This window comes from Nonomuraea sp. NPDC023979, assembly GCF_040639085.1.
Lineage (GTDB): Bacteria > Actinomycetota > Actinomycetes > Streptosporangiales > Streptosporangiaceae > Nonomuraea > Nonomuraea ceibae.
Window position 1 is genome coordinate 248,249 of record NZ_JBEZZG010000003.1, and the last position, 25,903, is coordinate 274,151.

Consider the following 25,903-nt stretch of genomic DNA (forward strand, 5'->3'; position numbering starts at 1 on the left):
GGTGGCGAAGACGTGGTCGTATGTCATAGCCGCGGTCGCCGCCCTGGCCCTCGCCGTGACGATCGCGCAGGGGCTCGGCGAGCTCTCGGGTGAGGCCACCCCGAGCCCAGCGCCCGTGAGCCCCACGTCCCTGCATCCCGTGCGCACCGTCCCGGCGGGGTTCCCCGACGCGGCCTCCACCGGCGTCCGGCCCGGCACGAAGCTCACCGTCGTCACCGGCGACCAGGTCTTCGCCACGGACGGCGAGGTCGTCCAGGGCCGGGAGTTCCGCGGTTTCGTCGAGGTGACGGCGCGCGGCGTGACCTTCCGCGACTGCGTCTTCCTCGGCGGCGTCGCCGACCGCACCCGCCCGCTGCTCGACACCGAGCACGCCGCCGACACGGTGATCGAGGACTCGGAGTTCCGCGCGGCGCATCCGTCACCGTCGATCGACGGCGTCTGGGCGGCCCGCACGAAGATCTACCGGTCGGAGTTCTCCGGCACCGTCGACGGCGTCAAGGCCCACACCGGCACCCTCGTCCAGGACTCCTACATCCACGACCTGAGCTGGTTCGGCAGCGACCCCGACCAGGACGGCGGCCCCACGCACAACGACGGCGTCCAGGCGTTCGCCGAGCAGACCGGCGTGAGGCTGGTGCGCAACACCATCGACCTGTCCACCACCACCGACCCGAACGCGGCCGTCCAGTCGTCGGCCGACGACCTGCGGGTGGAGGGCAACTATCTCGACGGCGGCGCGTGCGTGGTCAACATCGACCACACGCCGCTCGGCCGCCCGCTCAAGGGGCAGCGCGTCACCGGCAACCGGTTCGGCCGCGGCTCCGCGCACGACTGCCCGGTCCTGCTGAGCACCCGCGCGGAGCTGGTCAGCGGCTCGGGCAACGTCTGGCACGACACCGGCGAGCCGATCCCGGAGCCGGAACGACACGACTAGCGGGAGAGCGACATGTGGCAGGACACGCGGGTGCTCGTCACGGGGGCGACCGGGTTCATCGGCGCCCATCTGGTCAGGCGGCTGGACGGGCTCGGCGCGCGGGTGCACACGGTCAGCCGCCGCCCGCAGGACGGGCCCCGCGCCCACCGGGCCGACCTGAGCGACGCCGCCGCCACCGCCGCGCTGGTCGCCGAGGTCGCGCCCGAGGTCGTCTTCCACCTGGCGAGCGAGGTCACCGGCGTGCGCGACCCGGCCGTGGTGGCGCCCACGCTGGCGGGCAACCTCACCGCCGCCGTGAACCTGATGACCGCGCTCACCGGCACGCCGGTGCGCAGCGTGGTGCTCGCCGGCTCGGTGGAGGAGCCGCGCGACGGCCTGCCGCCCGGCTCGCCGTACGCCGCGGCCAAGGCCGCCGCGACCGGCTACGCCCGCATGTTCCACGCGCTGTGGCAGTTGCCGGTCTCGGTGCTGCGGGTGGCGATGGTGTACGGCCCCGGGCAGCCCGACACGGCGCGGCTGGTGCCGTACGTGACGCTGTCGCTGCTGCGCGGCGAGGAGCCCCGGCTGACGTCCGGGACCAGGATGGTGACCTGGGTGTACGTGGACGACGTGGTGGACGCGTTCGTGCTGGCCGGGGAGGGCGGGAAGGCGGCCGGGGAGGTGCTCGACATCGGCACGGCCGAGCCCGTCTCCGTCCGCGAGACCGTGGAGCTGCTGGCCGGGGTGGTGGGCGGGCCGGCCCGGCTCGCGTTCGGGGCGGTGGACGCGCGCCCGCTGGACCGCACGCAGCGCTCCGACATCGGGCCCGCCGAGCGGGTGCTCGGCTGGCGGCCGTCGACCGGGCTGGAGGAGGGGCTGCGCCGCACGGTCGCGTGGTACGCCGAGCACCTGTAGTGGCACGCCGGCGCCTGTAACGGTCTAATCAGGGCCGCGATATCACTCCTGGCGGCTTTCTCACCAGGGGGCGGGATGCGGGCGGTAACCAACCTGACCGTGCACGGGATCGGGGAGGCGCCCCGCGAACTCGATCCGGGCGAGGACCTGACCTGGGTGAGCGTGGCGCAGTTCGAGCAGGTCATGGACGCGGTCGCCGGGCGGCCCGACGTGCGCGTCACGTTCGACGACGGCAACGCCTCCGACGTGGAGATCGCGCTGCCCCGGCTGGTGGAGCGCGGGCTGAAGGCCGAGTTCTTCGTGCTGGCCGGGATGCTCGGCGAGCCGGGCAGGCTCGACTCCGAAGGGGTGCGCGAGCTGCTGGGGGCGGGCATGCGGATCGGCTCGCACGGGTGGGCGCACCGCGACTGGCGCACGCTCGACGCGCGGCAGGCGGCCGAGGAGCTGTCGGCGGCGCACCGGCTGCTCGGGCAGCTCACCGGGGAGCCGGTGTCGCGGGTGGCGATCCCGTTCGGCTCCTACGACCGCGACGTGCTGCGGCGGCTGCGGCAGGCGGGCGTCACCCGGGCCTACACCAGCGACGGCGGCCGGGCCCGCGCCGACTCCTGGCTGCAGGCGCGCAACAGCCTGCGCAGCGACCTCGACGGCGGCTGGATCTCCCGGGTGCTCGGCGGCGGGCCCTCGCTGCCGCGCCGGGCGGCCAAGCTGGCCATGCGGCTGTACAAGCGGGTGCGCTGATGCCCAGGGTCGCCGTGGTGATCGTCACCTACAACAGCGCGGACGTGCTCGAAGGCTGCCTGGCGTCACTGCCCGCCGGGGCCGAGGGCGTGGAGCTGGCCGACGTGGTCGTGGCGGACAACGCCTCCAAGGACGGCTCCACGGCCATCGCCGACCGCGCCGACCTTCCGGTCAAGGTGGTGCAGCTCGGGCGCAACGCCGGTTACGCGGCGGGGATCAACGCCGGGATCGCGGCGCTCGACCTGGACGGGCTCGACGCCGTGTACGTGCTCAACCCGGACTGCCGGCTGCGCCCCGGGGCGATCGCGCCGCTGGTGGCGTGCCTGGCCGAGCATCAGGCGGGGCCCCGGACCGGCATCGTGGCGCCGTACATGGTCAATCCGGACGGGTCGCTGCAGCCGTCGCTGCGGCGGGCGCCGACGGTGGCGCGGGCGCTCGTCGAGGCGGTGATCGGCGGCGACCGGGCCGGGCGGCTGGGCTCGCTGGGCGAGCTGGTGACGGACCCGCGCGACTACGCGCGCCCGGGGGCGTTCGCCTGGGTGACGGGGGCGGCGATGCTGCTCTCGGCCCGGATGGTGCGCGAGGTGGGGCCGTGGGACGAGTCGTTCCTGCTCTACAGCGAGGAGACGGACTACTGCCTGCGGGCCGCCGACCTGGGCTGGCGCACCTGGTACGAGCCCGCGTCGGTGATCGAGCACATCGGCGGCGACTCCGGCGTCAACCCGATGCTGGCGGCGATGCTGGTGGTCAACAAGGTGCGGCTGTATCGCCGGCGCAACGGCGTGGTGGCCGGGGCGGCGTACTTCGCGGCGGTGCTGGCGGGCGAGGCGGTCCGGGCGCTGGCGGGCCGCCGCACGGCGCGGGCGGCCGTGATGGCGCTGCTGCGCCCGTCGCGCCGGACGAAGGCGCTGCCCCAGTGATGCGGATGGTGGCGTTCGACCGGCTCGGCACGGCCGAGCTGGACGCCTGGCACGCCCTGCACGCCGGCAACCCGGCGCTGGACAGCCCCTACTTCCACCCCGGTTTCGCCGCCGCCGTGCACGCGAGCGGGCGGGAGGTGCGGGTCGCCGTCGGTGACGGCGTGCTGGTGCCGCACCACCGGGAGGGCCGGACGCTGCGGCCGGTCGGCTGGCCGGGCGCGGACTTCCAGGGCCCGGTGCTGGCGGCCGGGGCCGCGTTCCGGCCGCTGGACCTGCTCGGGGGCGGGGCGGCGGCGTACGCGTTCGACCACCTCGTGGACGGGGCGCCCGGCTTCGAGCCGTGGGTGATCTCGCGCAGGCCGTCGCCGTATCTGGACGTGACCGGCGGGCTCGACGGCTACCTGGGCCGGGCCTCGCGCAGCGGCAGGGACAACATGGCTCAGGCCCGGCGCCGGGCCGGCAAGGCGGCGCGCGAGCACGGCGAGGTCCGCTTCGAGGCCGAGTCGGCCGACGCCGACGCGCTGGCCCGGGTGATCGCGCTGAAGCGGGCCCAGTACGCGGCCACCGGGGCCAAGGACCACTTCGCAGAGCCGGACCGGGTGCGCCTGCTGGAGAGCCTGCTGCGCACCCGCGACCGGTCGTTCGGCGGCGTGCTGTCGACGCTGCACGCGGGGCCGCGGCTGCTGGCCGCGCACTTCGGGCTGCGCGCGGGCGGGGTGCTGCACTGGTGGTTCCCGGTGTACGACCCGGAGTTCGCCCGGCTGGCTCCCGGCTGGATGCTGCTGCGCGAGCTGGTGTCGGCCGCGCCGGCGCTCGGCGTGACGCGCATCGACCTGGGCCGGGGCGAGGACGAGTACAAGCGGCGGGCCAAGACCGGCGAGACGCAGGTGTGCCAGGGCGTGGTGACGCGCAACCCGGTGCGCCGGGCGGCAGCGTCGGCGGAGACGCGGGCGCGGGCGTTCGTGAGAAGTGTCCGGTCCCGGACAGGTCAGTAACGTTCCAATCGGCATGCCCGACATATCCGTTGGAGGCGGGGGGAAATGATCGCTGCCCTCCACGGTCCAATCGGCGGAGGGCAGCTATGCGGATCAGCGTCTTCGGGCTCGGCTACGTGGGGTGCGTCTCGGCGGCCTGCCTGGCCTCGATGGGCCACGAGGTCGTCGGCGTCGACGTCAACCCGGTCAAGGTGGACCTCATCAACGACGGCCGCGCCCCCATCGTGGAGGAGCGGATCGGCGAGCTGGTGGCGAAGGCCGTGGCGGACGGCAACCTGCGGGCCACCACCGACGCGGCCGAGGCGGTGGGGGCCGGCGACGTGTCGCTGGTGTGCGTCGGCACCCCGTCCGCGCCGAACGGGAGCCTGTCCACGACGTTCCTGGAGCGGGTCGCCGAGCAGATCGGGCGGGCGCTGCGGCAGCGGCACGTGGTGGTGTTCCGCTCCACGATGCTGCCGGGCACCTGCGCGGACCTGCTGGTGCCGATCCTGGAGCTGGCCTCCGGGATGCGGGCCGGGGTGGACTTCGGCGTGGCGGTCAACCCGGAGTTCCTGCGCGAGGGCAGCAGCGTGCGCGACTTCTTCGCACCGCCCAAGACCGTCATCGGCGAGTCCGACCCGGCGGCCGGGGACGTGGTGGCCGCGCTGTACGAGGGGCTGCCGGGCGAGGTGTTCAGGGTGCCGATCCCGATCGCCGAGATGACGAAATATGCGGATAACGCGTTTCATGCGGTGAAGATCGGGTTCGCCAACGAGTTAGGCGCGGTCTGCCAGGCCCTGGGGCTCGACTCGCACCAGGTCATGGACGTGTTCCTGGCGGACCGCAAGCTCAACGTCAGCCCCGCCTACCTGCGGCCGGGGTTCGCCTTCGGCGGCTCGTGCCTGCCGAAGGACCTGCGCGGCCTCGTCTACGCCGCCAGGAAGGCCGACGTGGCCGTGCCGCTGCTGTCGCACGTGCTGCCCGCCAACGACGCGCACCTCCAGCGGGCCTTCGACCTGGTGACCGCGCCCGGCAGGCGGAAGATCGGGCTGTTCGGGCTGTCGTTCAAGCCCGGCACCGACGACCTGCGCGAGAGCCCCCTGGTCGAGCTGGCGGAACGGCTCCTGGGCAAGGGCTACGACCTGCGCATCTACGACGCCAACGTGTCGCTGTCGCGGCTCATGGGCGCCAACCGCGCCTACATCGCCGAACGGCTGCCGCACCTGGGCGACCTGCTCGGCGACTCGGTGGAGGACGTCCTGGCGCACGCGGAGGTGTGCGTGGTCGGCTCCACCGACCCCGCCGTGCTGGAGGCGATGGAACGGGCCGACGGCAAGGCGATCGTCGACCTCGTGCGGATGCCGGGCGCCGCGGCGCGCCGCAACAGAAGGGACTACGCGGGCATTGGCTGGTAGAGCGCTCATCCTCGTCGAGAACCTGTCCGTGCCCCTCGACCGCCGCGTGTGGCAGGAGTGCACCGCCCTGCGCGAGGCCGGCTGGGAGGTGCACGTCATCTGCCCGCAGGGCGCCAAGCAGGACACCGAGCCCGAGGCCGTGATCGACGGCGTCCACATCCACCGCTACCCGCTGCGCGCCGCCACCGGCGGGCCCGCCGGCTACCTGCGGGAGTACGGCTCGGCGCTGTGGCACACCTTCCGCATCGCCCGGCGGCTCGGCCGCTTCGACGTGGTCCACGGCTGCAACCCGCCCGACCTGTTCTTCCTGGTCGCGCTGGCCATGCGGGGCAAGGGCACGCGGTTCGTGTTCGACCAGCACGACCTGGTGCCCGAGCTGTACCTGTCGCGGTTCGGGCGCGGGCGCGACCGGCTCTACCGGGCCGTGTGCTGGCTGGAGCGGCGCACCTACCGGGCGGCGCACGTGGTGATCGCCACCAACGAGAGCTACCGGCAGGTCGCGATGACGCGCGGCGGCAAGAAGCCCGGCGAGGTGTTCGTGGTGCGCAGCGCCCCGGTCGTCGAGCGCTTCCACCAGGTGCCGCCCGACCCGTCGGCCCGGCGCGGCAAGCCGTACCTGCTGTGCTACCTGGGCGTCATGGGGCCGCAGGACGGCGTCGACTACGCGCTGCGCAGCCTGGCCAGACTGCGCGACGAGCACGGGCGCGACGACTGGCACGCGGTGTTCGTGGGCGGGGGCGACACCTTCGACGCGATGGTGGCGCTCTCCCGCGAGCTGGGGCTGGGCGAGCAGGTGGAGTTCACCGGCCGCATCCCGGACGAGGACCTGATGCGCTACCTGTCCACGGCCGACGTGTGTCTGTCACCGGACCCGCTCAACCCGCTCAACGACGTCTCCACGATGAACAAGGTCATGGAGTACATGGCGATGGCCCGGCCGATCGTCTCCTTCGAGCTGCGCGAGGCGCGGGTGTCGGCGGGCGAGGCGGCCGTGTACGCACCGGCCAACGACGAGTCGGAGTTCGCCAAGCTGATCGCCCGGCTGCTGGACGACCCGGCCGAGCGGGAGCGGATGGGCGAGATCGGCAGGCAGCGGGTGGCGGGGCCGCTGTCGTGGGAGCACTCGAAGGCGGCGCTGCTCCGGGCCTACGACGCGGCCGTCGGTTCGTTGTGACGGCTGCTCGCGTCCGTGCCCCAGTCCTGCCGGTCGCCGCGCAGCCGGGTGAGGAGGCGGTCGACGGCCAGGACGGCGAGGTAGCAGGCGACGTTCAGCGGGCCGGCGGCCCCGGAGCGGATCACGCGGCGCAGGCTGCCCGCCTCCAGCGGGCGCAGGGGGCGGCCCAGCGCGGCGAGCTGCCGGTTGCCCTGCCGGACCCGGACCCGCCTGGCCAGGTGGGCGCGGACCGTGCGGGCCGGGCGGACGACCGAGCGGGCCCCGGTGACCACGACCCGCTCGTCCCCGGTGAAGAAGCTGTCCACGTAGCCGTCGTCGGAGATCACGTCCGGCAGCGGGAAGACCCGGCTGTGCCCCTCGGCGGTGAGCGCGTACACGCCCACACCGGCCAGCGCGCGGCCCGGCCGGATCAGCGCCTCGTGCACGGCGAGCACCCGGCGGACCAGCGGGCCGACGCCGGTCAGGTCCCACGAGACCTGCGGCGCGCACGCCAGCACGCCCGGCGAGCCGGCCGCCGCGACCAGGGCGCGCAGGGACCCGGCGTCGAGTCGCACGTCGGCGTCCAGGTAGACGCGCGGGAACGTGCGGCAGGCGGCGTCGCCCAGGCGCAACGCGTGCGCCTTGCCCGGCGTCGCCGTCTCCAGCACCCGCACCCCCGGCCGGGCGGCGGCCCGCGCGGTGCCGTCGGAGCAGCCGTTGGCCACCACGACCACGTCGAACTCGCCGGGTTCGGCGCCGGCCAGCAGCGTGTCGAGGCCGGCGGCGATGACCGCCTCCTCGTTGTGCGCCGGGACGACGACACTGACCGTCGGCTTCATCAGACCGCCTTGAGTAAGGACGACACATGCGAGTGGATCGGGGCGAGATCGAGGGCGTGCTGCTGTTCAAGCCCGCGCCGCACCGGGACGGGCGCGGCCTGTTCACCCGGACGTTCGACGCGGCGGTGGCCGCCGGGGCGGGGCTGAGGCCGGAGGCGTTCATCCAGGACAGCCAGTCCAGGTCGCGCCGGGGCGTGATCCGGGGCCTGCACGGCCGGGCCGGGAGCGGCGAGGCCAAGCTGGTGCGCTGCGCCCGGGGCGCGATCCACGACGTGCTGGTGGACGCCAGGCCGGGCTCGCCGACGTTCGGGCGGCAGATGGCGGTACGGCTGGACGACGAGGAGTTCGTCACCCTGTACGTGCCTCCGGGGCTGCTGCACGGCTTTCAGGCGCTGACCGAGCAGGCCGACACCTGCTACCGCATCGACCGCGAGCACGATCCGGCCGAGGATCTCGCGGTCCGCTACGACGACCCGGATCTGAAGGTAGCGTGGCCCCTGCCGCCCACCGAGGTCAGCGGGCGCGACCTGAGCGCGGGCTCGTGGGCCGAGCTGCTGCGCCGGCTCGGCGGCTGAGAGGTGACGGCGATGCGCGTGCTGTTCGCGGCTGTTGCGGTGCTCGTGCTGACGGCGTGCCAGGCCACCCCGGCCGTGCGGCCGTCGGACCCGCCGGTGGCCGCCCCCACCCCGTCGCCGGGCATCGTCCGGCCCGACGGCAGCTCCTGCCCCGACCACCCCACCCCGGCCTGCACCGGCGCGCCCAAGGCGGTCAAGCTGACGCCGGTCGCGCCCAACCTCGACGGCGTCGCCTACCGCGTCAAGACGCCCGGAGCCGTGCTCGACGGCGTGCACGTCCCCGGCCCGCTGGTGATCCACGCCGACGACGTGACGGTCCGCAACAGCGTGATCGACGGCCACGTCACCAACGCCGACGGGGCCAAGACCTTCCGCTTCTCCATCTCCGACACCACGGTCGGCACCACGAAGACGTGCGGCCCGCTGCCCGCGATTGGCCAGGACAAGTACACGGCCAGCCGGGTGCTCGTCCAGGGCCACAGCGACGGCTTCCGCGTCTCCGGCGACGACGTGCGCATCAGCGACTCGTTCGTGAAGCTCTGCTCCAACCCCGGCGACCACTCCGACGGCATCCAGGCGTACGTGGGCGGCACCGGGCTGCTCTTCCACCACAACACCGTCGACCAGCGCGCGGCCAAGGACATCACCGCGCCGATCTTCCTGGTGGACGAGAAGTCGCGCGACGTCGTCGTCACCGACAACCTGGTGATGGGCGGCACGTTCAGCATCCAGGTGCGCAACGCGAGCGGCAAGCAGGTGGTGCGCGGCAACAAGCTCGTCGACAAGTCGTGGGTGTACGGGCCCGTCGACTCCGAGTGCGGCCGGACCGAGTGGGCGGGCAACGAGCTGGTCACCATCGACGCCGATTATCGGGTCACCTCGATCGTCGGCCCGCTGCGCTGCGAGGGCGCGAGCTGATCCTCCTTGACCGCGCGCAGCAACGCCCCGGCGGCCCCGACCAGCACGAACGACAGCCCGGTGACGGTGGCGAACGACAGCAGGTCGAAGGTGAACGACCCGACGAGCGGCACCACCAGGCAGGCGGCGACGGTCAGCCCGAGATCCCGGGTGCCGGGGTCGGCGCTCAGGTGGCGGGCCCGCAGCGCGGTGCAGAACGCCACCACGAACAGCGCGGCGAACGCGAGCGTGCCGACCAGCCCGGTCTCCACCATCGACAGGATGTACTGGTTGTCGAAGATCTGGTGCTTGGGCGCGTACCAGGTGCCGAGGCCGCGGCCCAGCCAGAAGTGCCTGCCGATCTCCTGGGCGGCCACCGCGTAGTCGTGCGTCCGGTACTGGATGCTCTCGTCGTTGGACAGGTTGGAGAACAGCCCGAAGATGGCGCCGAGCAGCTCCGGCACGGTGACCCAGATGACGACGAGGAACCCGCCGGCCACCGCCGCGGCCCCCAGGCGCCGCCGCGCCTGCCAGCCGAGGAACAGCACCAGCCCGACGGCCCCCAGGCTGAGCATGGCCGAGCGCGACACCGAGAACATCAGCCCCAGCCCGATCAGCAGCGCGCACGCCCACCAGCGCAGCGACGGCTCGGCCCGCATCCGCGCCTTGGTCGCCAGGTGCACGGCCAGCGGGAGCAGCATCGCCGTCGTCACGCCGAACTCGATCGGGTGGCCGGTGGTCGCGGCCACCCGGCGCAGGTCGGCCCGTTCCAGCACGAACGAGTCGCCCTCCGAGGTGTAGCGCAGGATCGGCAGCTCCAGGAACCGGGTCAGGTCCCAGTGCAGGACGAACTGGAAGGCCCCGATCACCGAGATGATCGCGCCGCCGACGACCAGCGTCTTGATGACGAAGTCCAGCCGCCGGAACCCGCGTACGCCGTCGCACATGGTCAGCCCGATGCCGACGGACGCGATCGCCAGCACGAACGCGTGGTCGGTCAGGTTGAGCTCGTCGGAGTCCATGTAGCCCCAGGTCGAGAACCCGTAGGTGGCCAGCATGGCGGTGAAGTAGGCGAACAGCGCGGTGCGCACCGGGTTGCGGCCCTTGGCGACGCCGAGCGTGAGCGTGAACTGCGCGCACAGCCAGAGCAGCGCCGCCGCCAGGCTGACGACGTTGGCCGGGGTCAGCGACAGCGGCAGGTACTTGAGCACGAGCCGCGCGGGCACGACGAGCAGCGCCAGGGCGAAGACCGCCGCCACGGTCGCCCCGTCGGCCCTCCCGGCGAGCGGCGACCGCGCGCCCAGCGGGCCGATGCCCGCGACGGAGCCGGTGGCCACGCCTCAGGCTCCCTTGCCGGCCGTGGCCGGCTCCCGTGCCTCGCCGGCGGCCTCGGGCGCGGGCCGTCGCCGTCGCAGGCGGCCGGAGACGCTCTCCGCCGCGAACGACGCGCACAGGGCGGCGATCAGGCCCAGGCCGAGCGCCGCCGCGGCCGAGCGGAGCTTCCTGCCCTGCTGCGGCACCGGCGTGGTCGGCGGCACCGCCTCGCTCGTCGTGATGTACGTCTCCTCGGGCGCCTGCACCTGGCGCTGGCGCTTGTCCAGCTCGCGTCTGGTCCGGTCCAGCACCTTCAGCGTGATCGCGGTCGCCGCCTCCGGCGTGAGGCTCTCCCCCTCGACGAACACCAGCGGCCCGGTGGCCAGCGACTCCAGGTTGTTGGTGCCGTTCGTGACCGCGTACTTGGTGTCGCCCTCCGCCGTGCCCATCTCGGCGACCATGTCGGGCGTGCTCATCGCGCTGATCAGCATCGAGGCGGCGACGCTGAGCCCGTGGTCGAAGTTGAGCAGCGGGTTCACCCGGGGAATCGGCTGGTCGGGGTGCGGCGGGAGCACGCCGCCGCTGGTCGGCGCGGTCAGCACCAGCACCGCCGTCGTCGTGTAGGTGGTCGGGACCGTCGAGTACGCGTAGAACGCCCCGCCCACAGCCAGCGCGAACGCCGGTAAGGCGACGAACCACCGCCGCAACAGGACGAGGATGGTCCCCCAGAAATCCACGCGCCCTCCCCTGCGAGTCTCGCCTCATGCATGTCGCGCGAACCGGGGTGGAGCGTTACACGGCGGGCTGTAACGCCGCCATCCGCAGCCCGATATGGCTTACAGGGCGTTTTCACCCGCGCCGGGGGACTGGAGATCAACCTTCATGAGCGAACTGGCCGTCGTCACGCCCACCTATGGCCCCGACGCCGAGCTCTTCGCCCACCTGCACCGCTCGGTCCTGGAGCACACCTCGGACGACACGGTGCACCACGTGATCGTGCCGCCGGCCGACCGGTCGCTGTTCGCCCGCTACGCGGGTCCGCGCTGCCGGCTGTGGACGTACCCGGAGATCCTTCCCCGGCACGTCGTGCACGTGCCGGGCACGAACCTGTGGGTGAACGCGCGGCGGCCGTGGCCGCCGCTGCGCGGCTGGGTGGTGCAGCAGGCCGTCAAGATCGCCGTCACGGCGCTGCTGGACGCGCGCGTCGTGCTGGTCGCCGACTCCGACGTGGTCCTCGTCCGGCGGGCGCTGCCCGAGCACTTCGTCCGCGACGGCCGGGTGACGTTCTTCCGCGCCGACGACGGCGTGCACGACGGCATGGCCGACCACGTCGTCTGGCACCGGGCCGCCCGCGCGCTGCTCGGGCTGCCCTCCGGCTTCACGCTGCCGCAGCCCGACTACATCAGCTCGCTGGCGATCTGGGAGCCGGCCGTCGCGCGGGCCATGCAGGAGCGCGTCGCCGAGGCCACCGGGCGCGACTGGCTGGCCGCCTTCACCTCCCACCTCCAGGTGTCGGAGTTCATCGTGTACGGCGTGTTCGTCGACGAGGTGCTGAAGGCGTCGCCGCCGGTCGACACCATGATCTGCCACAACCGATGGGAACGCACCCCGCTGGACCCGGCCGGGGCCGTCGCCTTCGCCGACCTGCTGGACCCCCGCGCGATCGGCATGATGATCTCCGCCAAGTCGCGCACGCCGATGGCGGCCCGGCTCGCGGCCATCCAGCGGTGCGCCCAGGTCACCGGACCCGATGGGAGCCATCCTTGAGCAAGCTGGCGGTCATCACCCCGTCCTACGCCCCCGACGCCGAGCTGTTCGCCCTGTTGCACCGATCCGTTCTGGAACACACCTCCGACGACACCATCCACCACGTCTTCGTGCCGCCCGGCGACCGGGAGGCGTTCGCGCGCTTCCAGGGGCCGCGCTGCCACGTGTGGGTGCGCTCGGAGCTGCTGCCCCGCCGCTACGTGCGGGTCCCGGCGACCGACCTGTACGTCAACTGCCGGCGGCCGTGGCCGCCGCTGCGCGGCTGGGTCATGCAGCAGACCGTCAAGATCGCCGCCGCCGGGCTGATCGACGCCGACGCGCTGCTCATCGTCGACTCCGACGCGGTCCTGGTACGGCCGGCCGGCGTCGAGTCGTTCAGCGTGGACGGGCGGCTGTGCCTGTACCGGCTGGAGAACGGCGTCACCGCCGGGATGGAGCGGCACGTGCTGTGGCACCAGGTGGCGCGCAAGCTGCTCGGCCTGCCGCCCGCGCCGCCGCCTCCGCTGCCCGACTACGTGACCGCGCTGACGTACTGGGACCCGGTGATCGTGCGGGCCATGCAGCGGCGCATCTCCGAGGTCACCGGGCGCGACTGGATCGACGCGTTCAACTCGCAGCTGCACATCTCGGAGTTCATCCTGTACGGGGTGTTCGTGGACGAGGTGCTGAAGGCGTCGCCGCCGGTCAACACCTCGATCTGTCACCTGAGCTACAACCACGAGCCGTGGGACGAGGCCACCGCCGTGGCGTTCGCCGACCGGCTCGGGCCGCAGGCGGTCGGCATGATGATCTCCGCCAAGTCGCACACGCCGATGGAGTCACGGCTGGCGGCGATCCGGCGGTGCGCTCAGGTGGTGGAGTCGAGCTGATCGTCGCGGGGCACGACGACCTCGATCGGGCCCGTGTCGTCGTCCGACCCCAGCTCCGCCACGGTCATCGGGAACACCGGCGCGGCGGGGGCGTGCGTCCCGTTGCGCACCCGGAACTCGACGGTCCCCTTGACGTCCTCGGCCGGAACCGGGGCGGGCCGGGGCTGGGGAGCGGGCTCCGGCGCGGGTTCGGGGGCCGGCTCCGGCGCGGGTGCCGGGGCGGCCTCGGGCTCGGGGGCGGGCAGGGGCTCGCGGCGGGCGGCCGGGCGCAGGCGCGGGATCGCGTAGGCGACCGCGAACCCCGCCAGCACGCCCAGCAGGCCGCCGCCCGCCGCCGCCATGAGCCGGTCGGAGACCACGGCCCTGGGGCTGGAGGCGGGCATCACGTCGAGGATGCCGATGTGCGTGCTGACCGGCGCTTCGAGGTCCACCTGGCGTTTGGCCAGCTCCAGCCGGACCCGCTGCTGGGCCTTGCGCATCACGTCGCGGACGACCTGCGGCGAGGTGGACTCCACCTCGACGTACACGAACGGGCCGTTGGTGCTGATGCCGAGCAGGTCGGGGTTGGTGCGCCCGTCGTTGACGGTGACCGAGGTCGGCCCGTCCTCGGTGACGCCGATCTCGGCGGCCACCTCGGGCGTGTTGGTGGCCAGGATGAGGATGCCGGCCGTGGTCCGCAGCGCGTCGTTGAAGTGCAGCAACGGGTTGGTCAGGCTCGGCTTCTCGCGCCGTTCGGTCTCCAGCGTGCCGCCGGTGGCGGGCACGGTGAGCACCATGGACGCGGTCGAGACGTACCTGCTCGGCATGAGGAAGTACCCGGCCAGTGCCAGGATGATCGCCGCCACCGCGATGGGCGGTCCAACGAACTTCTTCCGGGCCAGACCAAAGATGGTCGTCCAGAAGCCCACTATTTCCGCCCCCGTCAGATTTTTCGATACAAACAGGAAATCGCGCTGTTCATCTGCCGCGTTACACCAACCGGGCCATGGCCAGCAGCTTCCGGCTCCGGTGCGCCACAGTGCGCCGCTGCCGTCTCACGTACATCTTGAGCACCGCCGCGCGGGCCCGCCGGCGCTGGTCGGCGGTGAGGTCGCAGTCCCGCACCCACGCCAGCAGCTCGCGGCACTGGAGGGTGTTGGCCAGCCGCGACTGCCACGACGGCACGTCCAGCCGCCGCGCCACGCCGGAGATGCGCTCCTGCCGCCAGTTGCGGTGCGCCAGCACCTCGTTGACGTGCGCCCACGGCCCGGCCAGCGCCAGCTTGGCGGCGAACACCTCGTCCTCGCGCAGCATGTTGCGCCGCGGGATGCCGGTCGCCGGCCCGCGCCTGAGCATGCCGTAGAGCGGGTCGATGAGCAGGTGGCTCTCGTTGAGCAGCCGCAGCATCTCGGTGAATCGTTCCACCGGGTCGCCGGAGGCCAGCGCGGTCCCGTCGTACGCGGCGGTCCTGACGACGCCGTCGGGCCCGGTGTAGGCGACCTGCGTGGTGACCAGGATCGTCCGCTCGTCCTTGGCGAACTCGGCCAGCCCGCGCGAGACGCAGCCCGGGTCGAGCCGGTCGTCGTCGCCGATCCATCGCACGAACGCGCCCCGGGAGATCCGGGCGGCGTGGACGAAGTTGTTGAGCAGCCCGACGTTCTCCGGGTGCCGGTGGTAGACGACCCGCGGGTCGCCCGCCGCCAGGTCGCGGCAGAGCTCCTCGGTGCCGTCGGTGGAGGCGTTGTCGGAGATGACCAGCTCCACGTCGGGGTGGTCCTGCGCCAGCACCGACCGGACGACGCCTTCCAGACGGTCCGCCCCGTTGCGCACCGGCAACGCGATCGAGACCAGCTCAGAGCCGGGCATGTGCCCTCCTTTGACGCACCAGTTGCATGAGTACGGCCCGCGGCACGGCGACCAGCGCGAACGCCAGCACGCCCGCGCCACCGGCCACGCAGAGCTGCGCGAACGGCCCCTCGACGACCAGCGACAGCCCGGCCATGACGGCCGCCGCGACGCCCGCGCCCAGCATCGGCCTGGCCAGCCCGTACACGACCAGGCGCAGCGGCACCCGCGAGCGCCGCAGCGTGATGCCGAGCAGCGGCAGCGCCACCGTGACGGCGATGACGGCGTGCGCGACGGCGGCGCCCTGGATGCCGCCCGCGCGGGCGCCGACCAGCAGCGCGGGCACCAGCGCGAGCGCCCAGCCCAGGTTGACCCACATCATCGACCGGGTGGCGCCGAGCCCGGCCAGGATGTCGGTGATCAGCAGCGTCAGCATCCGCACGGCCATGACCACGGCCAGGAACTGCAGCACGCCGGCCGCGGGCAGCCAGCGCGGCTCGTACAGGAGCCCGACCAGGGCGGGCGCGAGCGTGCCCATGAGCACCGCGATGGGTAGCACGATCGCGCCCAGCAGCGGCACGGCCTGCCGCACCCCGGCCTCCATCGACTCGCGCCCCTCCTCGGCCAGCCGCGAGAAGCTGGGCAGGGCCACGTAGCGGACGGCGGTGCCGATCAGCCCGGGCACCCAGCTCGCGATGTTGAAGGCGAGCAGGTAGAGGCCGAGCTGGTGCGGCCCCAGCACGTCGCCGACGATGACGATGTCGACGTTGAGCAGCAGCCCCTCGACGCCGAGCCCGACGCAGAGCGGCAGCCCGAACTTCAGCAGCCGCCTGGCGATCTCCCGGTCGAACCCGGCGGTGAAGCGGACCCGGGCCAGCACGAGCACCAACACGCCGGTGACCGTGGCCCCGGTGAGCTGCCCCCAGGCGAAGCTGTAGGCACCGGCCCCGTTGGCGGCCAGCGTGATCGACACCGACGCGTTGGCGGCGAACCCGGCCAGGTTGGCCCAGGCCAGCTTGTCCTGCTCGAACCGGCGCATCAGCGCGGCGCTGCGCACGGCGGTGAGCCCGTAGACGAGGTTGGTCGCCATGAGGATGCGGATCACCCAGGTGGCGTCCTCGCTCCCGGCGAGCTGGGCGTAGAACGGCGCGATCACGAAGAAGAGCGCGTACAGGGAGACGCTGGAGGCGAGCGCGACCACCGTGGCGGTGGGCGCGACCTCCTCCAGCTCGCCGCGCCACTGCACGACGGCGGAGATGACCCCGGCGTCGTTGATGAAGATGACGAACTGGCTGACCGCGAGCGCGATCGCGAACACCCCGAAATCGGTCGGCAGGAGCAACCACGCCAGCACCAGGCTCATGCCGAACGAGCCGGCCTTCATCACCACGTTGCCCAGCAGGCTCCAGCGCAGCCCGCGTCCTGCCTTGCGGCCGATCTCGCCGATGTCGCTCACGTACCGTCCTCGACCCTTTCCAGCCAGATCTCCCGCCAGAACGGCACGAACTCGCGGGGACAGTTGGCGTTGTAGACGCCCTCGCACACCAGGTCGTCGAGGATGATGCTGGGCGTCTTCATGATCAGCATCTCCCCGGTCCGCTCGTCGAGGCAGCGCTCGACCCTGGCCCGCACCCGCGCGGTCCTGCCGCAGTAGCGGGCCATCTCCTCCTCGAAGCCCAGGCCCCGGTTGAGCAGGTCGCCGTTGAGCGTGTCGAGGATCTGGTCCTTCGTCTTGATCCTGACCAGCTCGCCCGGCCTGAGGTCGAGCTTGGCCGTCGGCGTGCTGGCACCGGCCCGGCCCTCGACGAACCCCCACCGCAGCCCGCGCCGGAACCACAGCCGCCTCGGCAGCACCTTCTTGCTGACCTCCTGGAGGCGGTTGAACAGCCCGACCAGGAACGTGCGCGCCACCCGCGAGGGCGAGGCGTTGCCGCTGCGCACGTCGGCGACGTACTGGCCGGCGTCGCGGAACGGCAGGCAGGCGGGCGCCGCCCGCAGCAGCTCCGTGGCCTGGCAGGAGTAGGCGCCGCCGCCCTTGCGCGTGTTGAGCCGCAGCAGCGGCAGCAGCTCGGGCGACGGCTCGGCGATCGGCTGCGGCTCGTCCGGATCGACCTTCCGCAGCCACGCCTCCTTCCAGTAGAGGGAGCAGGCGGTCTGGCAGCCGCCGTGCTCGCCGCCGTCACAGCGGGCCGCCTTGAGGTGCACGGCGCGCTCCATCCGCCGCATGCCGCTGCGGCTGATCGTGTCGCACAGCTTGTGCGCGACCTTTTGCACCGTCATCCGCTGCCCGCAGAAGCGCAGCATCTCCGGCATGAACGGCAGGCTTTCCAGCTCGCCCCGCTCGTCGAGCGTGGCCAGGATCTCCGCCTGACCGCGCACCTCGACGAGGTCCCCCACTCGGAGGTTCATCCGCTTTCCCCCACCCGCTTCAGCAAACCGGCACCTTCCAGCGCGTCGGCCGCCTCGGCGACCGCCTGGAAGGGCAAACCCGACCTTTCCGCGACGTCCAGCAGGCTGTGGCCGCCGTCTGACTGGTTCAACACCCATAACATCGCCAGCTGGGCTTGTTTCGTGTCACTCCGGCCGCCGAGAGAGCCGTAGAGCCCGCGCCTGCCGAGTTGCGGCTCGCCGTAGGGGCTCAGGTTCTCGTAGCGGCCGTCGCGCTCCAGCACCTGTACGGCCTGCCAGAGGGTTTCCAGGGTGTCGGCCAGGGCTTCGGGGGTGACGAAGCCCGGGTCGTCGGCCGAGGTGTGATATTCCGGGTAACCGGCGTACGGGGTCCTGGTCAGGCTGCCGACCGGCAGGTCGAAGCCCGGTGAGCAGAACTGCCGCTCGTCGTACCCGTACGGGGAGAAGTCCACGACCGTGTGCGGTCTGCCGCGCAGGACGTGCGTCATCACCCGGTCGATGCGGGTGTCGCCGCGTCTGCTCCGCTTGTACGTGAGCGCGCCGCGGTCGCCGGCGCAGGCGAGCGTGAGCCCGGCCGCGATCCGGCCGACGCGGTCGCGGTTGCGGGCCAGCCAGGTGATGGCCCCGATCGTGCCCGGCGCGAACAGGAACCGGTACGTCAGCCGGGGCCGGTCCAGCCGGGCGGCGAGCGCGGCGGCGACCGCGATCCCGGCCAGGTTGTCGTTGGCCAGCGACGGATGGCACACGTGGCAGGAGATGAGCACCTCGTCAGCGCTGCGCCCCGGCACGACGTGCTCGGCGTAGGTGAGGGAGCCGTCGGCCAGCGTCGAGTCGATCACGACCTCGTACGGCCCCTCCCCCAGGCCGTCGAGCACCCGCTGAGCCAGGCAGAAGCCCCACGTCTCGGCGTAGTAGCTGGTCCGGTACGGCACCAGGTCCGGCTGGCCGGGCAGCGTGTGCAGGTGCGGGCGCAGCTCGTCGAGCGTCATCGTGGCCGACACGGGCACGCTGTAGCCCACCACGTGCAGGTTGGAGCGCCGGAAGTCGACGATCCGGTTCCCCTCGGGGTCCTTGATCCAGGCGTCGCGGATGTTCCACTCCCTGGGCACCGTCCAGTCGAGCACCTGGGTCCCGGTCGGCACCTCGTGGACGGTCAGCGGCAGCCGCTCGCCGACGATCTCCAGCGTGCGCCGCACTCCGTCGCCCGTGATGGAGCGGCACACCGGGAAGAGCCGCTCCACCAGGGCATGCATGTCCTCCCCGGTCACGTCCTGAGCTCCGGCGAGACCGTACCCGCCTCGCGGCGGTCGGCCAGCCGGGCCAGCCGGATGAACCGGCGCCGGAAGTCCTGCTCGGTCAGCCCGTGGTCGCGGTAGGCGTCGGCCAGCTCGACCGCGCCCGCCTTGACCGTCCAGCGGGCGTGGTAGCCGGGCAGCGCGGCCTCGATGCGGGAGAAGTCCACCCGGTACGAGCGCGGGTCGGCCCCCGTCTCCCCGGTGATGACCAGCTCGGAGCCGGGCACCGCCTCGACCACGTGCTCGGCGATCTCGGCGACGGTCAGGTTGTTCTGCTCGCCGCCCACGTTGAACGCCCGGCCGTGCACCGCCTCGCGCGGCGCGGTCAGCACGGCGGCGAACGCGTCGGCGATGTCGGCGGCGTGCACCAGCGGCCGCCACGGCGTGCCGTCCGACAGCACCAGCACCTTCCCGGTCAGATGGGCGTGGCCGACCAGGTTGTTGAGCACGATGTCGGCCCGCAGCCGCGGCGAGAACCCGAACGCGGTGGCGTTGCGCAGGTAGACGGGCGAGAAGTCGGCGTCGGCCAGCTCGTCCAGCTCGTCCTCCACGCGCACCTTCGACTCGGCGTACGGGGTGACCGGGCGCAGCGGCGCGTCCTCGTCCAGCAGCTCGTCGCCGCCGGACGCGCCGTACACCGAGCACGTGGAGGCGTACAGGAAGCGGCGCACGCCCGCCTCGCGCGCCAGCCTGGCCAGGCGGACGGAGGCGTGGTGGTTGATGGCGTAGGTGAGCTCCGGCGCGAGCGCGCCGAGCGGGTCGTTCGACAGGGCGCCCAGGTGGATCACCGCGTCGATCCCGTCGAGGTGCGCCTCGGTGACGTCGCGCAGGTCCACCCGGTGGCCGGGCGGGTCGTCGGGGGCCGGGCCGAGGACGCAGTCGGCGAACAGCCCGGAATCGAGTCCGGTCACCTCGTGCCCGGCTCTGGTGAGCACCGGCGCCATCACGGTGCCCAGGTAGCCCTGGTGCCCGGTGAGCAGAACGCGCATGTCGATCAGCCTCCTGCGAGGTCGAGAGTGAGTTTGCGCACGTAGAAGGCCTCGGCATAACGTGCGTGGCATTCGATGCCGCGGACCCGGGCGAGTCCGAGGAAGGCCTCCCTGTCGAACCAGTGGCGGCGGCGCTGGGAGGGGTAGTGCTCCCACAGCAGCGCGACCTTGCGCTCGGCGAGCGCCAGTTCGAGCGGCTGGTAGGCGTTGGGCCGGCCGAGGTCGCCGTCCCATTTGACGATCTCGTAGCCGAGCGTGAGATGGTCGCGGAAGGCCGTCGGCACCAGCTCGGCCAGCCCCCGGTGGTCCTGGTGGGCGTCGCCGGGCTGGGGGGCCAGGATCAGGTCCGGCACCGTGCGCAGGCGCAGCTCCTCCACCGCGCGCTTGGCCTCCTCCCAGTGCGCGGGCAGCCGGCCGTCGGGCAGCTTGCCCACGGTGACCCGCAGGTCGGCGCCTGGGCAGAAGGCGGCCAGCGCGGCCCGCTCCTCCCGCTCCCGCTCGGTGCCGCCGCCCGACAGGATCAGCGCGTCCACCCTGATCCCCGGGTGGGCCGTGCACATGGCCAGCAGCGTGCCCCCGGCGCCGATCGCGAGGTCGTCGCAGTGCGCGGCGACGGCGGCGACCCTGCGCAGGCTGCCGGGCAGGAGGTCGATCATGCCGCGGGCTCCCACACGGCCCACGGCCGCTCGCCCCTGGCGTAGGCTCGGTCCAGCTCCAGCCGCTGGTTGACGGTGTCGGTCGGCCGCCAGTAGCCGCGGTACGGGTAGGCCAGCAGCCTGCCGCGCTTGGCCAGCTCCCGGCAGCCGTCGACGAGCAGGTCGCCGCCCGCCGGGATGTGCTCGAAGATCTCCTGGCGCAGCACGAAGTAGCCGCCGTTCACCCAGAGCGGCATCTCCGTGACAGCCGTGATCTGGCCGACGAGCCCGCCCTCGGCGACCTCGACGCAGTGGAAGGTGCCCGGCGGCGGCACCACCATGAGCGAGGCGCCCGCGTCGGAGGCCGCGAACCGGTCGATCATCTCGGGCAGCGGCGCGTCGCTGAGCACGTCGGCGTAGTTGGCCAGGAACACCTCCTCACCGTCCAGGTGCTCGCGCACCCGGCGCAGCCGCTCGCCGATCGACGACTCGATGCCGGTGTGCACGAACGAGATCGTCCAGTCGGAGATGTCGCTGGCCAGCAGCTCCACCCGGCCGCCGCGCAGCACGAAGTCGTTGGAGGCGGTCTCCTCGTACCGCAGGAAGAAGTCCTTGATCTGGTCGGCGCCGTAGCCGAGGCAGAGCACGAACTCCTTGTGCCCGAAGTGCGCGTAATAGCGCATCACATGCCAGATCAGCGGTCTGGGGCCGACGAGCTGCATCGGCTTGGGCGCGTCCCCGGGAGCGCCGCTGCGCATCCGCGTGCCGTACCCGCCGCAGAAGAGGACGACCTTCACACGACCTCCAGGGAAGGGATGGGGAAGACCAGCCGGCCGCCCCACTCGTGGACGTAGGAGAGCTGCTCGGCCAGCTCCTCGCGCAGGTTCCAGGGCAGCACGAGCACGTAGTCGGGCCGGTCCGCGGCGATCCGCTCCGGCTCGAACACCGGAATGCGCGCCCCCGGCGTGAACCTGCCGTGCTTGTACGGGTTGCGGTCCACGGTGTAGGCGAGCAGGTCCGGCCGCACCCCGCAGTGGTTGAGCAGCGTGTTGCCCTTGCCCGGGGCGCCGTAGCCGACGACGGTCCGGCCCTCCTCGGCCGCGCCCACCAGGAAGCCGAGCAGGTCACGCCGGACCTTGGCGACCCGCGCGGCGAAGTCGATGTAGCCGGAGATCTCGTGCAGCCCGGCCGCCTTCTCCAGCGCCAGCACGTCGGCCACCCGCGCCGACGGCTCGCCCGACGGCCTGGCCCACAGCCGGATCGAGCCGCCGTGCGTCGGCAGCAGCTCCACGTCCACCAGCGTGAGCCCGCCGGAGGCCAGCGCCCGCTGCGCCGAGGCGACCGTGTAGTACTGGAAGTGCTCGTGGTAGATCGTGTCGTACTGGTTGCCCTCGATGAGCGTGAGCAGGTGCTGCACCTCGATCGACACCCAGCCGTCGTCCGCCACCAGCGTGCGCAGCCCCCGGGTGAACCCGATCACGTCGGGGATGTGCGCGTAGACGTTGTTGGCCACCACGTAGTCGGCCGGGCCGTGCTCGGCGACGACCTGCCTGGCCGTCTCCGGCGTCAGGAACGCGGTGACCGTCGGCACCCCGCGCTTCCTGGCCGCCTCGCCCACGTTCACCGACGGCTCGACGCCCAGGCAGCGCACGCCCCGGTCCACGACGTGCCGCAGCAGGTAGCCGTCGTTGCTGGCCACCTCCACCACGAACGTGTCCGGCTTCAGCTCCAGCCCGGCCACGAACGCGCGGGCGTGCTCCACCCACGACGTCGAATAGGACGAGAAGTACGCGTAATCGGTGAAAGTATCCTCAGGCGTGATCAGCGGCGGGATCTGCGCCAGCCAGCACGCCGTGCACACCCGCAGGTGCAACGGGTAGGTCGTCTCAGACTCGTCGAGCTGGGCGGCGGTCAGAAACCGCTCGCAGGGCGGGGTGGCGCCCAGGTCGACCACCGAGGCGAGGTCGCCCGATCCGCATAACCGGCAAACAATCATTCGCACGCTCCAAGGCCGTGGGATATTTCGCTCGGACTGCCGCACTCGTTACTGTGCGCGTCATGGATCCCCTCGGCATCGACGGCGCCTGGTGCCACACGCCTCGCGTCCACACCGACCCGCGTGGCGCGTTCCTGGAGGCGTACCGGGCCGCCGACCTGCCACGCCCGTTCGACGTGGCCCAGGTGAACTGCTCGGTCTCCGCCCGGGGGGTGCTGCGCGGCGTGCACTTCGCCGACGTGCCGCCCGGCCAGGCCAAGTACGTCATGTGCGTGCAGGGCAGCGTCATGGACGTGGTCGTCGACCTGCGTACGGGCTCGCCGTCGTTCGGCCGGTGGGAGGCCGTGACGCTGGACGACCGGGAGCGCCGGGCGGTGCTCGTCGCCGAAGGGCTGGGCCACGCGTTCCAGGCGACGAGCGAGCAGGCCACGGTCGTCTACCTGTGCTCCCAGCCCTACAACCCGGGCCGCGAGCACGGCGTGCACCCGCTCGACGCGGACCTGGCGATCCCGTGGGGGCCCGAGCCGCTGCTGTCGGACAAGGACGCGGCGGCGCCCACGCTCAAGGAGGCGATGACCGCCGGCCTCCTGCCCGACTTCGAGGCGTGCCGGCGGTTCTACGCGACGACGCACTGACGGCCCGCCTTCCCCGCCAGCACCGGCCAGGCGGCGTGCAACGCCTCGCGCCAGGGGCGCATCAGCTCGCACCGGGTGCCGGCCAGCACGCTGTAGGCGGGCCGGGGCGCCGGGCGCGGGAAGGCCGCCGCCGGCACCGGGCGCACCCGGGCCGGGTCGGCGCCGAGCAGCGTGAAGACCTCCGTGGCCAGGCCGTGCCAGGTCGTCTCGCCCGAGCTGGTGCCGTGGTAGACGCCCGGCGGCAGGTCCGACTGGGCCAGCCGGACCAGGAAGTCGGCCAGGTCGGCCGACCAGGTGGGCTGGCCGCGCTGGTCGGCGACCACGTCCACGAACGGGCGGCTCCCGGCCAGCTCGATCATCGTGCGGACGAAGTTGCGCCCCGTGGCGCCGTACAGCCACGCCGTCCGCACCACGTAGTGGCCGTGCCCCAGCGCCGCCAGTTCGCCCGCGAGCTTGGTGCGCCCGTAGGCGTTGAGCGGCGCCGTCGGCGCGTCCTCCGCGTACGGGAGCACCCCGGCGCCGTCGAAGACGTAGTCGGTCGACACGTGCACCAGCCGCGCCCCCACGCGCTCGCACGCCTCGGCCAGCGTGCGCACCGCGTGACCGTTGACCGCCAGCGCCTCGGCCTCGCGCGTCTCCGCCTCGTCCACGGCGGTCCAGGCGGCGCAGTTGACCACCACCCTCGGCCGGTAGGCGGAGACGAAGTCGCGCACCGCCCTGGCGTCCCGCAGGTCCAGCTCCGACCGGCCGAGCGCGAGCACCGGCTCACCGGTCAGCCCGATCCTGTCGAGCACGTCGGCGGCCAGCATCCCGCCGCCGCCCGTGATCAGCCACCTCATAACCCGTCCCACCAGTCACGGTTGTCGGCGTACCACCGCACGGTCTCGCGCAGCCCCTGGTCGAACGGGATGCGCGGCGCGTAGCCGAGCGCCCGCAGCTTGCGGTCGTCCAGCGAGTAGCGGCGGTCGTGGCCCTTGCGGTCCTCGACGGGCGTGACCATGGCCCAGCTGTGCCCGGTCGCGTCCAGCAGGCGGCCGGTCAGCTCCTTGTTGGTCAGCTCGGCGGTGCCCGCGATGTGGTAGACCTCGCCCGGCTTGCCCACCTCGGCGACCAGGCGGATGCCCGCGCAGTGGTCCTCGACGTGGATCCAGTCGCGCACGTTGCCGCCGTCGCCGTACAGCGGGACCTTCCGGCCGCGCAGCAGGTTCGTGACGAACAGCGGGATCACCTTCTCCGGGTACTGCCGCGGCCCGTAGTTGTTGCCGCACCGGGTGATCGACACGTCCAGCCCGTACGTGACCGCGTACGAGCGGGCGATGAGGTCGCCGCCCGCCTTCGCCGCCGCGTACGGCGACCTCGGCTGGAGCGGGGCGGACTCGTCCCAGGAGCCGATGTCGATGGACCCGTACACCTCGTCCGTCGACACCTGCACCACCTTGGGCACGCCCGCGTCCAGGCACGCCTGCAGCAGCGTCTGGGTGCCCAGCACGTTGGTGCGGACGAACTCGCCGGCGCCCGCGATCGAGCGGTCGACGTGCGACTCGGCGGCGAAGTTCACCACCAGGTCGTGGCCCGGCACCACCTCGGCCAGCAGCGCGCCGTCGCAGATGTCGCCGTGCACGAACGTGTGCGGCGCGCCTTCGAGGTTGGCCCGGTTGCCCGCGTAGGTGAGCTTGTCCAGCACGGTCACGTCCGCGCCGGACAGCCCGTGGACGAAGTGCGAGCCGATGAAGCCCGCGCCGCCCGTCACCAGGATTCTCTTCATGAACTGATCTGTACCTTGCTGTGATCGCCCAGCACGAGACGGTGGGCTCTGGGCGTGTTGGGAGCCGGGGTGACCTCGACGTCGTGGCCGATGAGCGACGACTCGATCCGGCCCACGCCCTCGATCGACGCCCTGGGCAGCACGATCGAGTACTCGATCTCGCTGCGGGTGACCGCGCACCCGGCCCCGATCGAGGTGAACGGGCCGACGTAGCTGTCACGGACGACCGCGCCGGACCCGACGATCACCGGGCCGACCAGGCGCGAGCGTTCGACGACCGCGCCCGGCTCGACCAGGACCCGGCCGACCAGCTCGCTGGCGTCGTCGACCGAGCCGAGCACTCCGGCCTCGAGCGATTCGAGCACCAGCCGGTTGACCTCCAGCATGTCGGTGACGTTGCCGGTGTCCTTCCAGTAGCCGGTGATCACCGACGACTCGACGGGCAGACCGGCTTCGAGCAGCCACTGGATGGCGTCGGTGATCTCCAGCTCGCCCCGGCCCGACGGCTTCAGCTCGGCCACCGCCTCGTGCACCGCCGGGCTGAACAGGTAGACGCCGACCAGCGCCAGATCGCTCTTCGGGCGGGCCGGCTTCTCCTCCAGGCCGACGACCCGGCCCCGGTCGTCGAGCTCGGCCACCCCGAACTGGCGGGGATCGCCCACCCGGGTGAGCATGATCTGCGCGGCGGGCCGCTCCCGGGCGAAGCGGTCCACCAGGCCGGTGATGCCGCCGACGATGAAGTTGTCGCCCAGGTACATGACGAAGTCGTCGTCGCCGAGGAAGTCCCGGGCGATCAGCACGCCGTGGGCCAGCCCGAGCGGCGCCTCCTGGCGCAGGTACGTGACCTCCAGCCCGAACGCGGAGCCGTCGCCGACCGCCGCCTCGATCTCCGCCTGGGTGTCGCCCACGACCAGGCCGAGCTCGCGGATGCCGGCCGCCGCGATGGCCTCCAGCCCGTAGAACAGCACGGGCTTGTTGGCGACGGGCACGAGCTGCTTGGCCGAGGTGTGGGTGATGGGCCGGAGCCGTGTGCCCGACCCTCCGGCGAGCACGAGTGCTTTCACGG

Annotated in this window: 27 protein-coding genes; 12 read left to right on the forward strand and 15 right to left on the reverse strand. The window is 72.7% G+C overall.

Going from position 1 to position 25,903, the window contains the following annotated elements:
• The first annotated feature begins 1 nt into the window (after nt 1).
• The 7 genes from AB0G11_RS07620 (at nt 2) to AB0G11_RS07650 (ending at nt 7,049) form a co-directional block, all read left to right on the forward strand.
• Nucleotides 2-934, forward strand: coding sequence for a hypothetical protein (locus AB0G11_RS07620; RefSeq protein ID WP_357584624.1), 933 nt, complete (start codon nt 2-4; stop codon nt 932-934).
• Nucleotides 935-946: 12 nt separating this feature from the next.
• Nucleotides 947-1,828: an NAD-dependent epimerase/dehydratase family protein gene (locus AB0G11_RS07625; protein ID WP_219504599.1), complete on the forward strand. Its 882-nt coding sequence runs from the start codon at nt 947-949 to the stop codon at nt 1,826-1,828.
• Between the two features lie 75 nt (nt 1,829-1,903).
• Nucleotides 1,904-2,566, forward strand: coding sequence for a polysaccharide deacetylase family protein (locus tag AB0G11_RS07630; protein WP_357584626.1), 663 nt, complete (start codon nt 1,904-1,906; stop codon nt 2,564-2,566).
• Nucleotides 2,566-3,486, forward strand: a complete 921-nt coding sequence (locus AB0G11_RS07635) for a glycosyltransferase family 2 protein (RefSeq protein WP_357584627.1) — start codon at nt 2,566-2,568, stop codon at nt 3,484-3,486. The genes AB0G11_RS07630 and AB0G11_RS07635 overlap by 1 nt, the downstream gene beginning before the upstream one ends.
• Complete coding sequence (locus AB0G11_RS07640; RefSeq protein ID WP_357584956.1) at nt 3,486-4,481, forward strand: GNAT family N-acetyltransferase; 996 nt, start codon at nt 3,486-3,488, stop codon at nt 4,479-4,481. The genes AB0G11_RS07635 and AB0G11_RS07640 overlap by 1 nt, the downstream gene beginning before the upstream one ends.
• 86 nt (nt 4,482-4,567) lie before the next feature.
• Nucleotides 4,568-5,875, forward strand: coding sequence for a nucleotide sugar dehydrogenase (locus AB0G11_RS07645; protein ID WP_357584629.1), 1,308 nt, complete (start codon nt 4,568-4,570; stop codon nt 5,873-5,875).
• On the forward strand, nt 5,865-7,049 hold the full coding sequence (locus tag AB0G11_RS07650) for a glycosyltransferase family 4 protein (RefSeq protein WP_357584631.1): 1,185 nt from the start codon (nt 5,865-5,867) through the stop codon (nt 7,047-7,049). Before AB0G11_RS07645 ends, AB0G11_RS07650 begins: the two co-directional genes overlap by 11 nt.
• Here AB0G11_RS07650 and AB0G11_RS07655 read toward each other — a convergent pair.
• Nucleotides 7,022-7,867, reverse strand: a complete 846-nt coding sequence (locus AB0G11_RS07655; RefSeq protein ID WP_219504593.1) for a glycosyltransferase — start codon at nt 7,865-7,867, stop codon at nt 7,022-7,024. The two genes, AB0G11_RS07650 and AB0G11_RS07655, sit on opposite strands and share 28 nt — an antisense overlap.
• Nucleotides 7,868-7,893: 26 nt before the next feature.
• On the opposite strand from AB0G11_RS07655, the gene AB0G11_RS07660 reads away from it, so the two are divergent.
• Nucleotides 7,894-8,442, forward strand: a complete 549-nt coding sequence (locus AB0G11_RS07660) for a dTDP-4-dehydrorhamnose 3,5-epimerase family protein (protein WP_219504591.1) — start codon at nt 7,894-7,896, stop codon at nt 8,440-8,442.
• A gap of 12 nt (nt 8,443-8,454) precedes the next feature.
• The gene (locus AB0G11_RS07665) at nt 8,455-9,360 is read left to right on the forward strand and encodes a hypothetical protein (protein WP_219504590.1); all 906 of its coding nucleotides are present in this window, start codon (nt 8,455-8,457) and stop codon (nt 9,358-9,360) included.
• Here the strand turns inward: AB0G11_RS07665 and AB0G11_RS07670 are convergent.
• Together AB0G11_RS07670 and AB0G11_RS07675 are read right to left on the reverse strand one after the other, a co-directional pair.
• Nucleotides 9,309-10,676 (reverse strand): O-antigen ligase family protein, encoded by a 1,368-nt coding sequence (locus AB0G11_RS07670; protein ID WP_357584633.1) that lies wholly within the window; start codon nt 10,674-10,676, stop codon nt 9,309-9,311. The genes AB0G11_RS07665 and AB0G11_RS07670 overlap by 52 nt on opposite strands.
• A gap of 3 nt (nt 10,677-10,679) precedes the next feature.
• Complete coding sequence (locus tag AB0G11_RS07675) at nt 10,680-11,390, reverse strand: hypothetical protein (protein ID WP_219504588.1); 711 nt, start codon at nt 11,388-11,390, stop codon at nt 10,680-10,682.
• Nucleotides 11,391-11,535: 145 nt separating this feature from the next.
• Between AB0G11_RS07675 and AB0G11_RS07680 the strand changes: the two genes are divergently transcribed.
• Nucleotides 11,536-12,420, forward strand: a complete 885-nt coding sequence (locus AB0G11_RS07680; RefSeq protein WP_219504586.1) for a DUF6492 family protein — start codon at nt 11,536-11,538, stop codon at nt 12,418-12,420.
• Nucleotides 12,417-13,289 (forward strand): DUF6492 family protein, encoded by an 873-nt coding sequence (locus tag AB0G11_RS07685; RefSeq protein WP_219504584.1) that lies wholly within the window; start codon nt 12,417-12,419, stop codon nt 13,287-13,289. The genes AB0G11_RS07680 and AB0G11_RS07685 overlap by 4 nt, the downstream gene beginning before the upstream one ends.
• On the opposite strand, the gene AB0G11_RS07690 is transcribed toward AB0G11_RS07685, so the two are convergent.
• From AB0G11_RS07690 to AB0G11_RS07730, 9 genes are all read right to left on the reverse strand, one after another.
• Nucleotides 13,268-14,134, reverse strand: coding sequence for a hypothetical protein (locus AB0G11_RS07690; protein WP_357584635.1), 867 nt, complete (start codon nt 14,132-14,134; stop codon nt 13,268-13,270). The two genes, AB0G11_RS07685 and AB0G11_RS07690, sit on opposite strands and share 22 nt — an antisense overlap.
• A gap of 124 nt (nt 14,135-14,258) precedes the next feature.
• Nucleotides 14,259-15,134: a glycosyltransferase family 2 protein gene (locus AB0G11_RS07695; protein WP_357584637.1), complete on the reverse strand. Its 876-nt coding sequence runs from the start codon at nt 15,132-15,134 to the stop codon at nt 14,259-14,261.
• Nucleotides 15,121-16,569 (reverse strand): oligosaccharide flippase family protein, encoded by a 1,449-nt coding sequence (locus AB0G11_RS07700; protein WP_308125726.1) that lies wholly within the window; start codon nt 16,567-16,569, stop codon nt 15,121-15,123. The genes AB0G11_RS07695 and AB0G11_RS07700 overlap by 14 nt, the downstream gene beginning before the upstream one ends.
• The gene (locus tag AB0G11_RS07705) at nt 16,566-17,522 is read right to left on the reverse strand and encodes a hypothetical protein (protein ID WP_357584639.1); all 957 of its coding nucleotides are present in this window, start codon (nt 17,520-17,522) and stop codon (nt 16,566-16,568) included. The genes AB0G11_RS07700 and AB0G11_RS07705 overlap by 4 nt, the downstream gene beginning before the upstream one ends.
• Entirely contained in the window at nt 17,519-18,790 is a 1,272-nt protein-coding gene (locus tag AB0G11_RS07710; RefSeq protein WP_357584641.1) for a DUF4910 domain-containing protein, read from the reverse strand. Before AB0G11_RS07710 ends, AB0G11_RS07705 begins: the two co-directional genes overlap by 4 nt.
• Complete coding sequence (locus AB0G11_RS07715; protein WP_357584643.1) at nt 18,787-19,806, reverse strand: NAD-dependent epimerase/dehydratase family protein; 1,020 nt, start codon at nt 19,804-19,806, stop codon at nt 18,787-18,789. Before AB0G11_RS07715 ends, AB0G11_RS07710 begins: the two co-directional genes overlap by 4 nt.
• A 5-nt stretch (nt 19,807-19,811) precedes the next feature.
• On the reverse strand, nt 19,812-20,462 hold the full coding sequence (locus AB0G11_RS07720; protein ID WP_357584645.1) for a PIG-L family deacetylase: 651 nt from the start codon (nt 20,460-20,462) through the stop codon (nt 19,812-19,814).
• Entirely contained in the window at nt 20,459-21,238 is a 780-nt protein-coding gene (locus tag AB0G11_RS07725) for a glucose-1-phosphate cytidylyltransferase (protein ID WP_219504570.1), read from the reverse strand. Before AB0G11_RS07725 ends, AB0G11_RS07720 begins: the two co-directional genes overlap by 4 nt.
• Nucleotides 21,235-22,437, reverse strand: coding sequence for a class I SAM-dependent methyltransferase (locus AB0G11_RS07730; protein WP_219504699.1), 1,203 nt, complete (start codon nt 22,435-22,437; stop codon nt 21,235-21,237). The genes AB0G11_RS07725 and AB0G11_RS07730 overlap by 4 nt, the downstream gene beginning before the upstream one ends.
• A 62-nt stretch (nt 22,438-22,499) precedes the next feature.
• Between AB0G11_RS07730 and rfbC the strand changes: the two genes are divergently transcribed.
• Nucleotides 22,500-23,072, forward strand: a complete 573-nt coding sequence (gene rfbC / locus AB0G11_RS07735; protein WP_219504568.1) for a dTDP-4-dehydrorhamnose 3,5-epimerase — start codon at nt 22,500-22,502, stop codon at nt 23,070-23,072.
• Here rfbC and rfbD read toward each other — a convergent pair.
• The 3 genes from rfbD to AB0G11_RS07750 are packed head-to-tail and all read right to left on the reverse strand — an operon-like array spanning nt 23,054 to nt 25,901.
• On the reverse strand, nt 23,054-23,911 hold the full coding sequence (gene rfbD / locus AB0G11_RS07740; RefSeq protein WP_219504566.1) for a dTDP-4-dehydrorhamnose reductase: 858 nt from the start codon (nt 23,909-23,911) through the stop codon (nt 23,054-23,056). The two genes, rfbC and rfbD, sit on opposite strands and share 19 nt — an antisense overlap.
• Entirely contained in the window at nt 23,908-24,837 is a 930-nt protein-coding gene (gene rfbB / locus AB0G11_RS07745) for a dTDP-glucose 4,6-dehydratase (RefSeq protein ID WP_219504564.1), read from the reverse strand. Before rfbB ends, rfbD begins: the two co-directional genes overlap by 4 nt.
• Nucleotides 24,834-25,901, reverse strand: a complete 1,068-nt coding sequence (locus AB0G11_RS07750; RefSeq protein ID WP_219504560.1) for a glucose-1-phosphate thymidylyltransferase — start codon at nt 25,899-25,901, stop codon at nt 24,834-24,836. The genes rfbB and AB0G11_RS07750 overlap by 4 nt, the downstream gene beginning before the upstream one ends.
• Nucleotides 25,902-25,903 lie beyond the last annotated feature (2 nt).

What these genes read in the sequence shown, in the direction of transcription:
- AB0G11_RS07715 (WP_357584643.1), bottom strand. Translation starts at nt 19,806, where the DNA reads ATGCGCGTTCTGCTCACCGGGCACCAGGGCTACCTGGGCACCGTGATG.
- AB0G11_RS07645 (WP_357584629.1), top strand. Translation starts at nt 4,568, where the DNA reads ATGCGGATCAGCGTCTTCGGGCTCGGCTACGTGGGGTGCGTCTCGGCG.
- AB0G11_RS07655 (WP_219504593.1), bottom strand. Translation starts at nt 7,867, where the DNA reads ATGAAGCCGACGGTCAGTGTCGTCGTCCCGGCGCACAACGAGGAGGCG.
- AB0G11_RS07665 (WP_219504590.1), top strand. Translation starts at nt 8,455, where the DNA reads ATGCGCGTGCTGTTCGCGGCTGTTGCGGTGCTCGTGCTGACGGCGTGC.
- AB0G11_RS07635 (WP_357584627.1), top strand. Translation starts at nt 2,566, where the DNA reads ATGCCCAGGGTCGCCGTGGTGATCGTCACCTACAACAGCGCGGACGTG.
- AB0G11_RS07720 (WP_357584645.1), bottom strand. Translation starts at nt 20,462, where the DNA reads ATGATCGACCTCCTGCCCGGCAGCCTGCGCAGGGTCGCCGCCGTCGCC.
- AB0G11_RS07705 (WP_357584639.1), bottom strand. Translation starts at nt 17,522, where the DNA reads ATGAACCTCCGAGTGGGGGACCTCGTCGAGGTGCGCGGTCAGGCGGAG.
- rfbC (WP_219504568.1), top strand. Translation starts at nt 22,500, where the DNA reads ATGGATCCCCTCGGCATCGACGGCGCCTGGTGCCACACGCCTCGCGTC.
- AB0G11_RS07630 (WP_357584626.1), top strand. Translation starts at nt 1,904, where the DNA reads ATGCGGGCGGTAACCAACCTGACCGTGCACGGGATCGGGGAGGCGCCC.
- AB0G11_RS07680 (WP_219504586.1), top strand. Translation starts at nt 11,536, where the DNA reads ATGAGCGAACTGGCCGTCGTCACGCCCACCTATGGCCCCGACGCCGAG.
- AB0G11_RS07660 (WP_219504591.1), top strand. Translation starts at nt 7,894, where the DNA reads ATGCGAGTGGATCGGGGCGAGATCGAGGGCGTGCTGCTGTTCAAGCCC.
- rfbB (WP_219504564.1), bottom strand. Translation starts at nt 24,837, where the DNA reads ATGAAGAGAATCCTGGTGACGGGCGGCGCGGGCTTCATCGGCTCGCAC.
- AB0G11_RS07640 (WP_357584956.1), top strand. Translation starts at nt 3,486, where the DNA reads ATGCGGATGGTGGCGTTCGACCGGCTCGGCACGGCCGAGCTGGACGCC.
- AB0G11_RS07695 (WP_357584637.1), bottom strand. Translation starts at nt 15,134, where the DNA reads ATGCCCGGCTCTGAGCTGGTCTCGATCGCGTTGCCGGTGCGCAACGGG.
- AB0G11_RS07625 (WP_219504599.1), top strand. Translation starts at nt 947, where the DNA reads ATGTGGCAGGACACGCGGGTGCTCGTCACGGGGGCGACCGGGTTCATC.
- rfbD (WP_219504566.1), bottom strand. Translation starts at nt 23,911, where the DNA reads ATGAGGTGGCTGATCACGGGCGGCGGCGGGATGCTGGCCGCCGACGTG.
- AB0G11_RS07730 (WP_219504699.1), bottom strand. Translation starts at nt 22,437, where the DNA reads ATGATTGTTTGCCGGTTATGCGGATCGGGCGACCTCGCCTCGGTGGTC.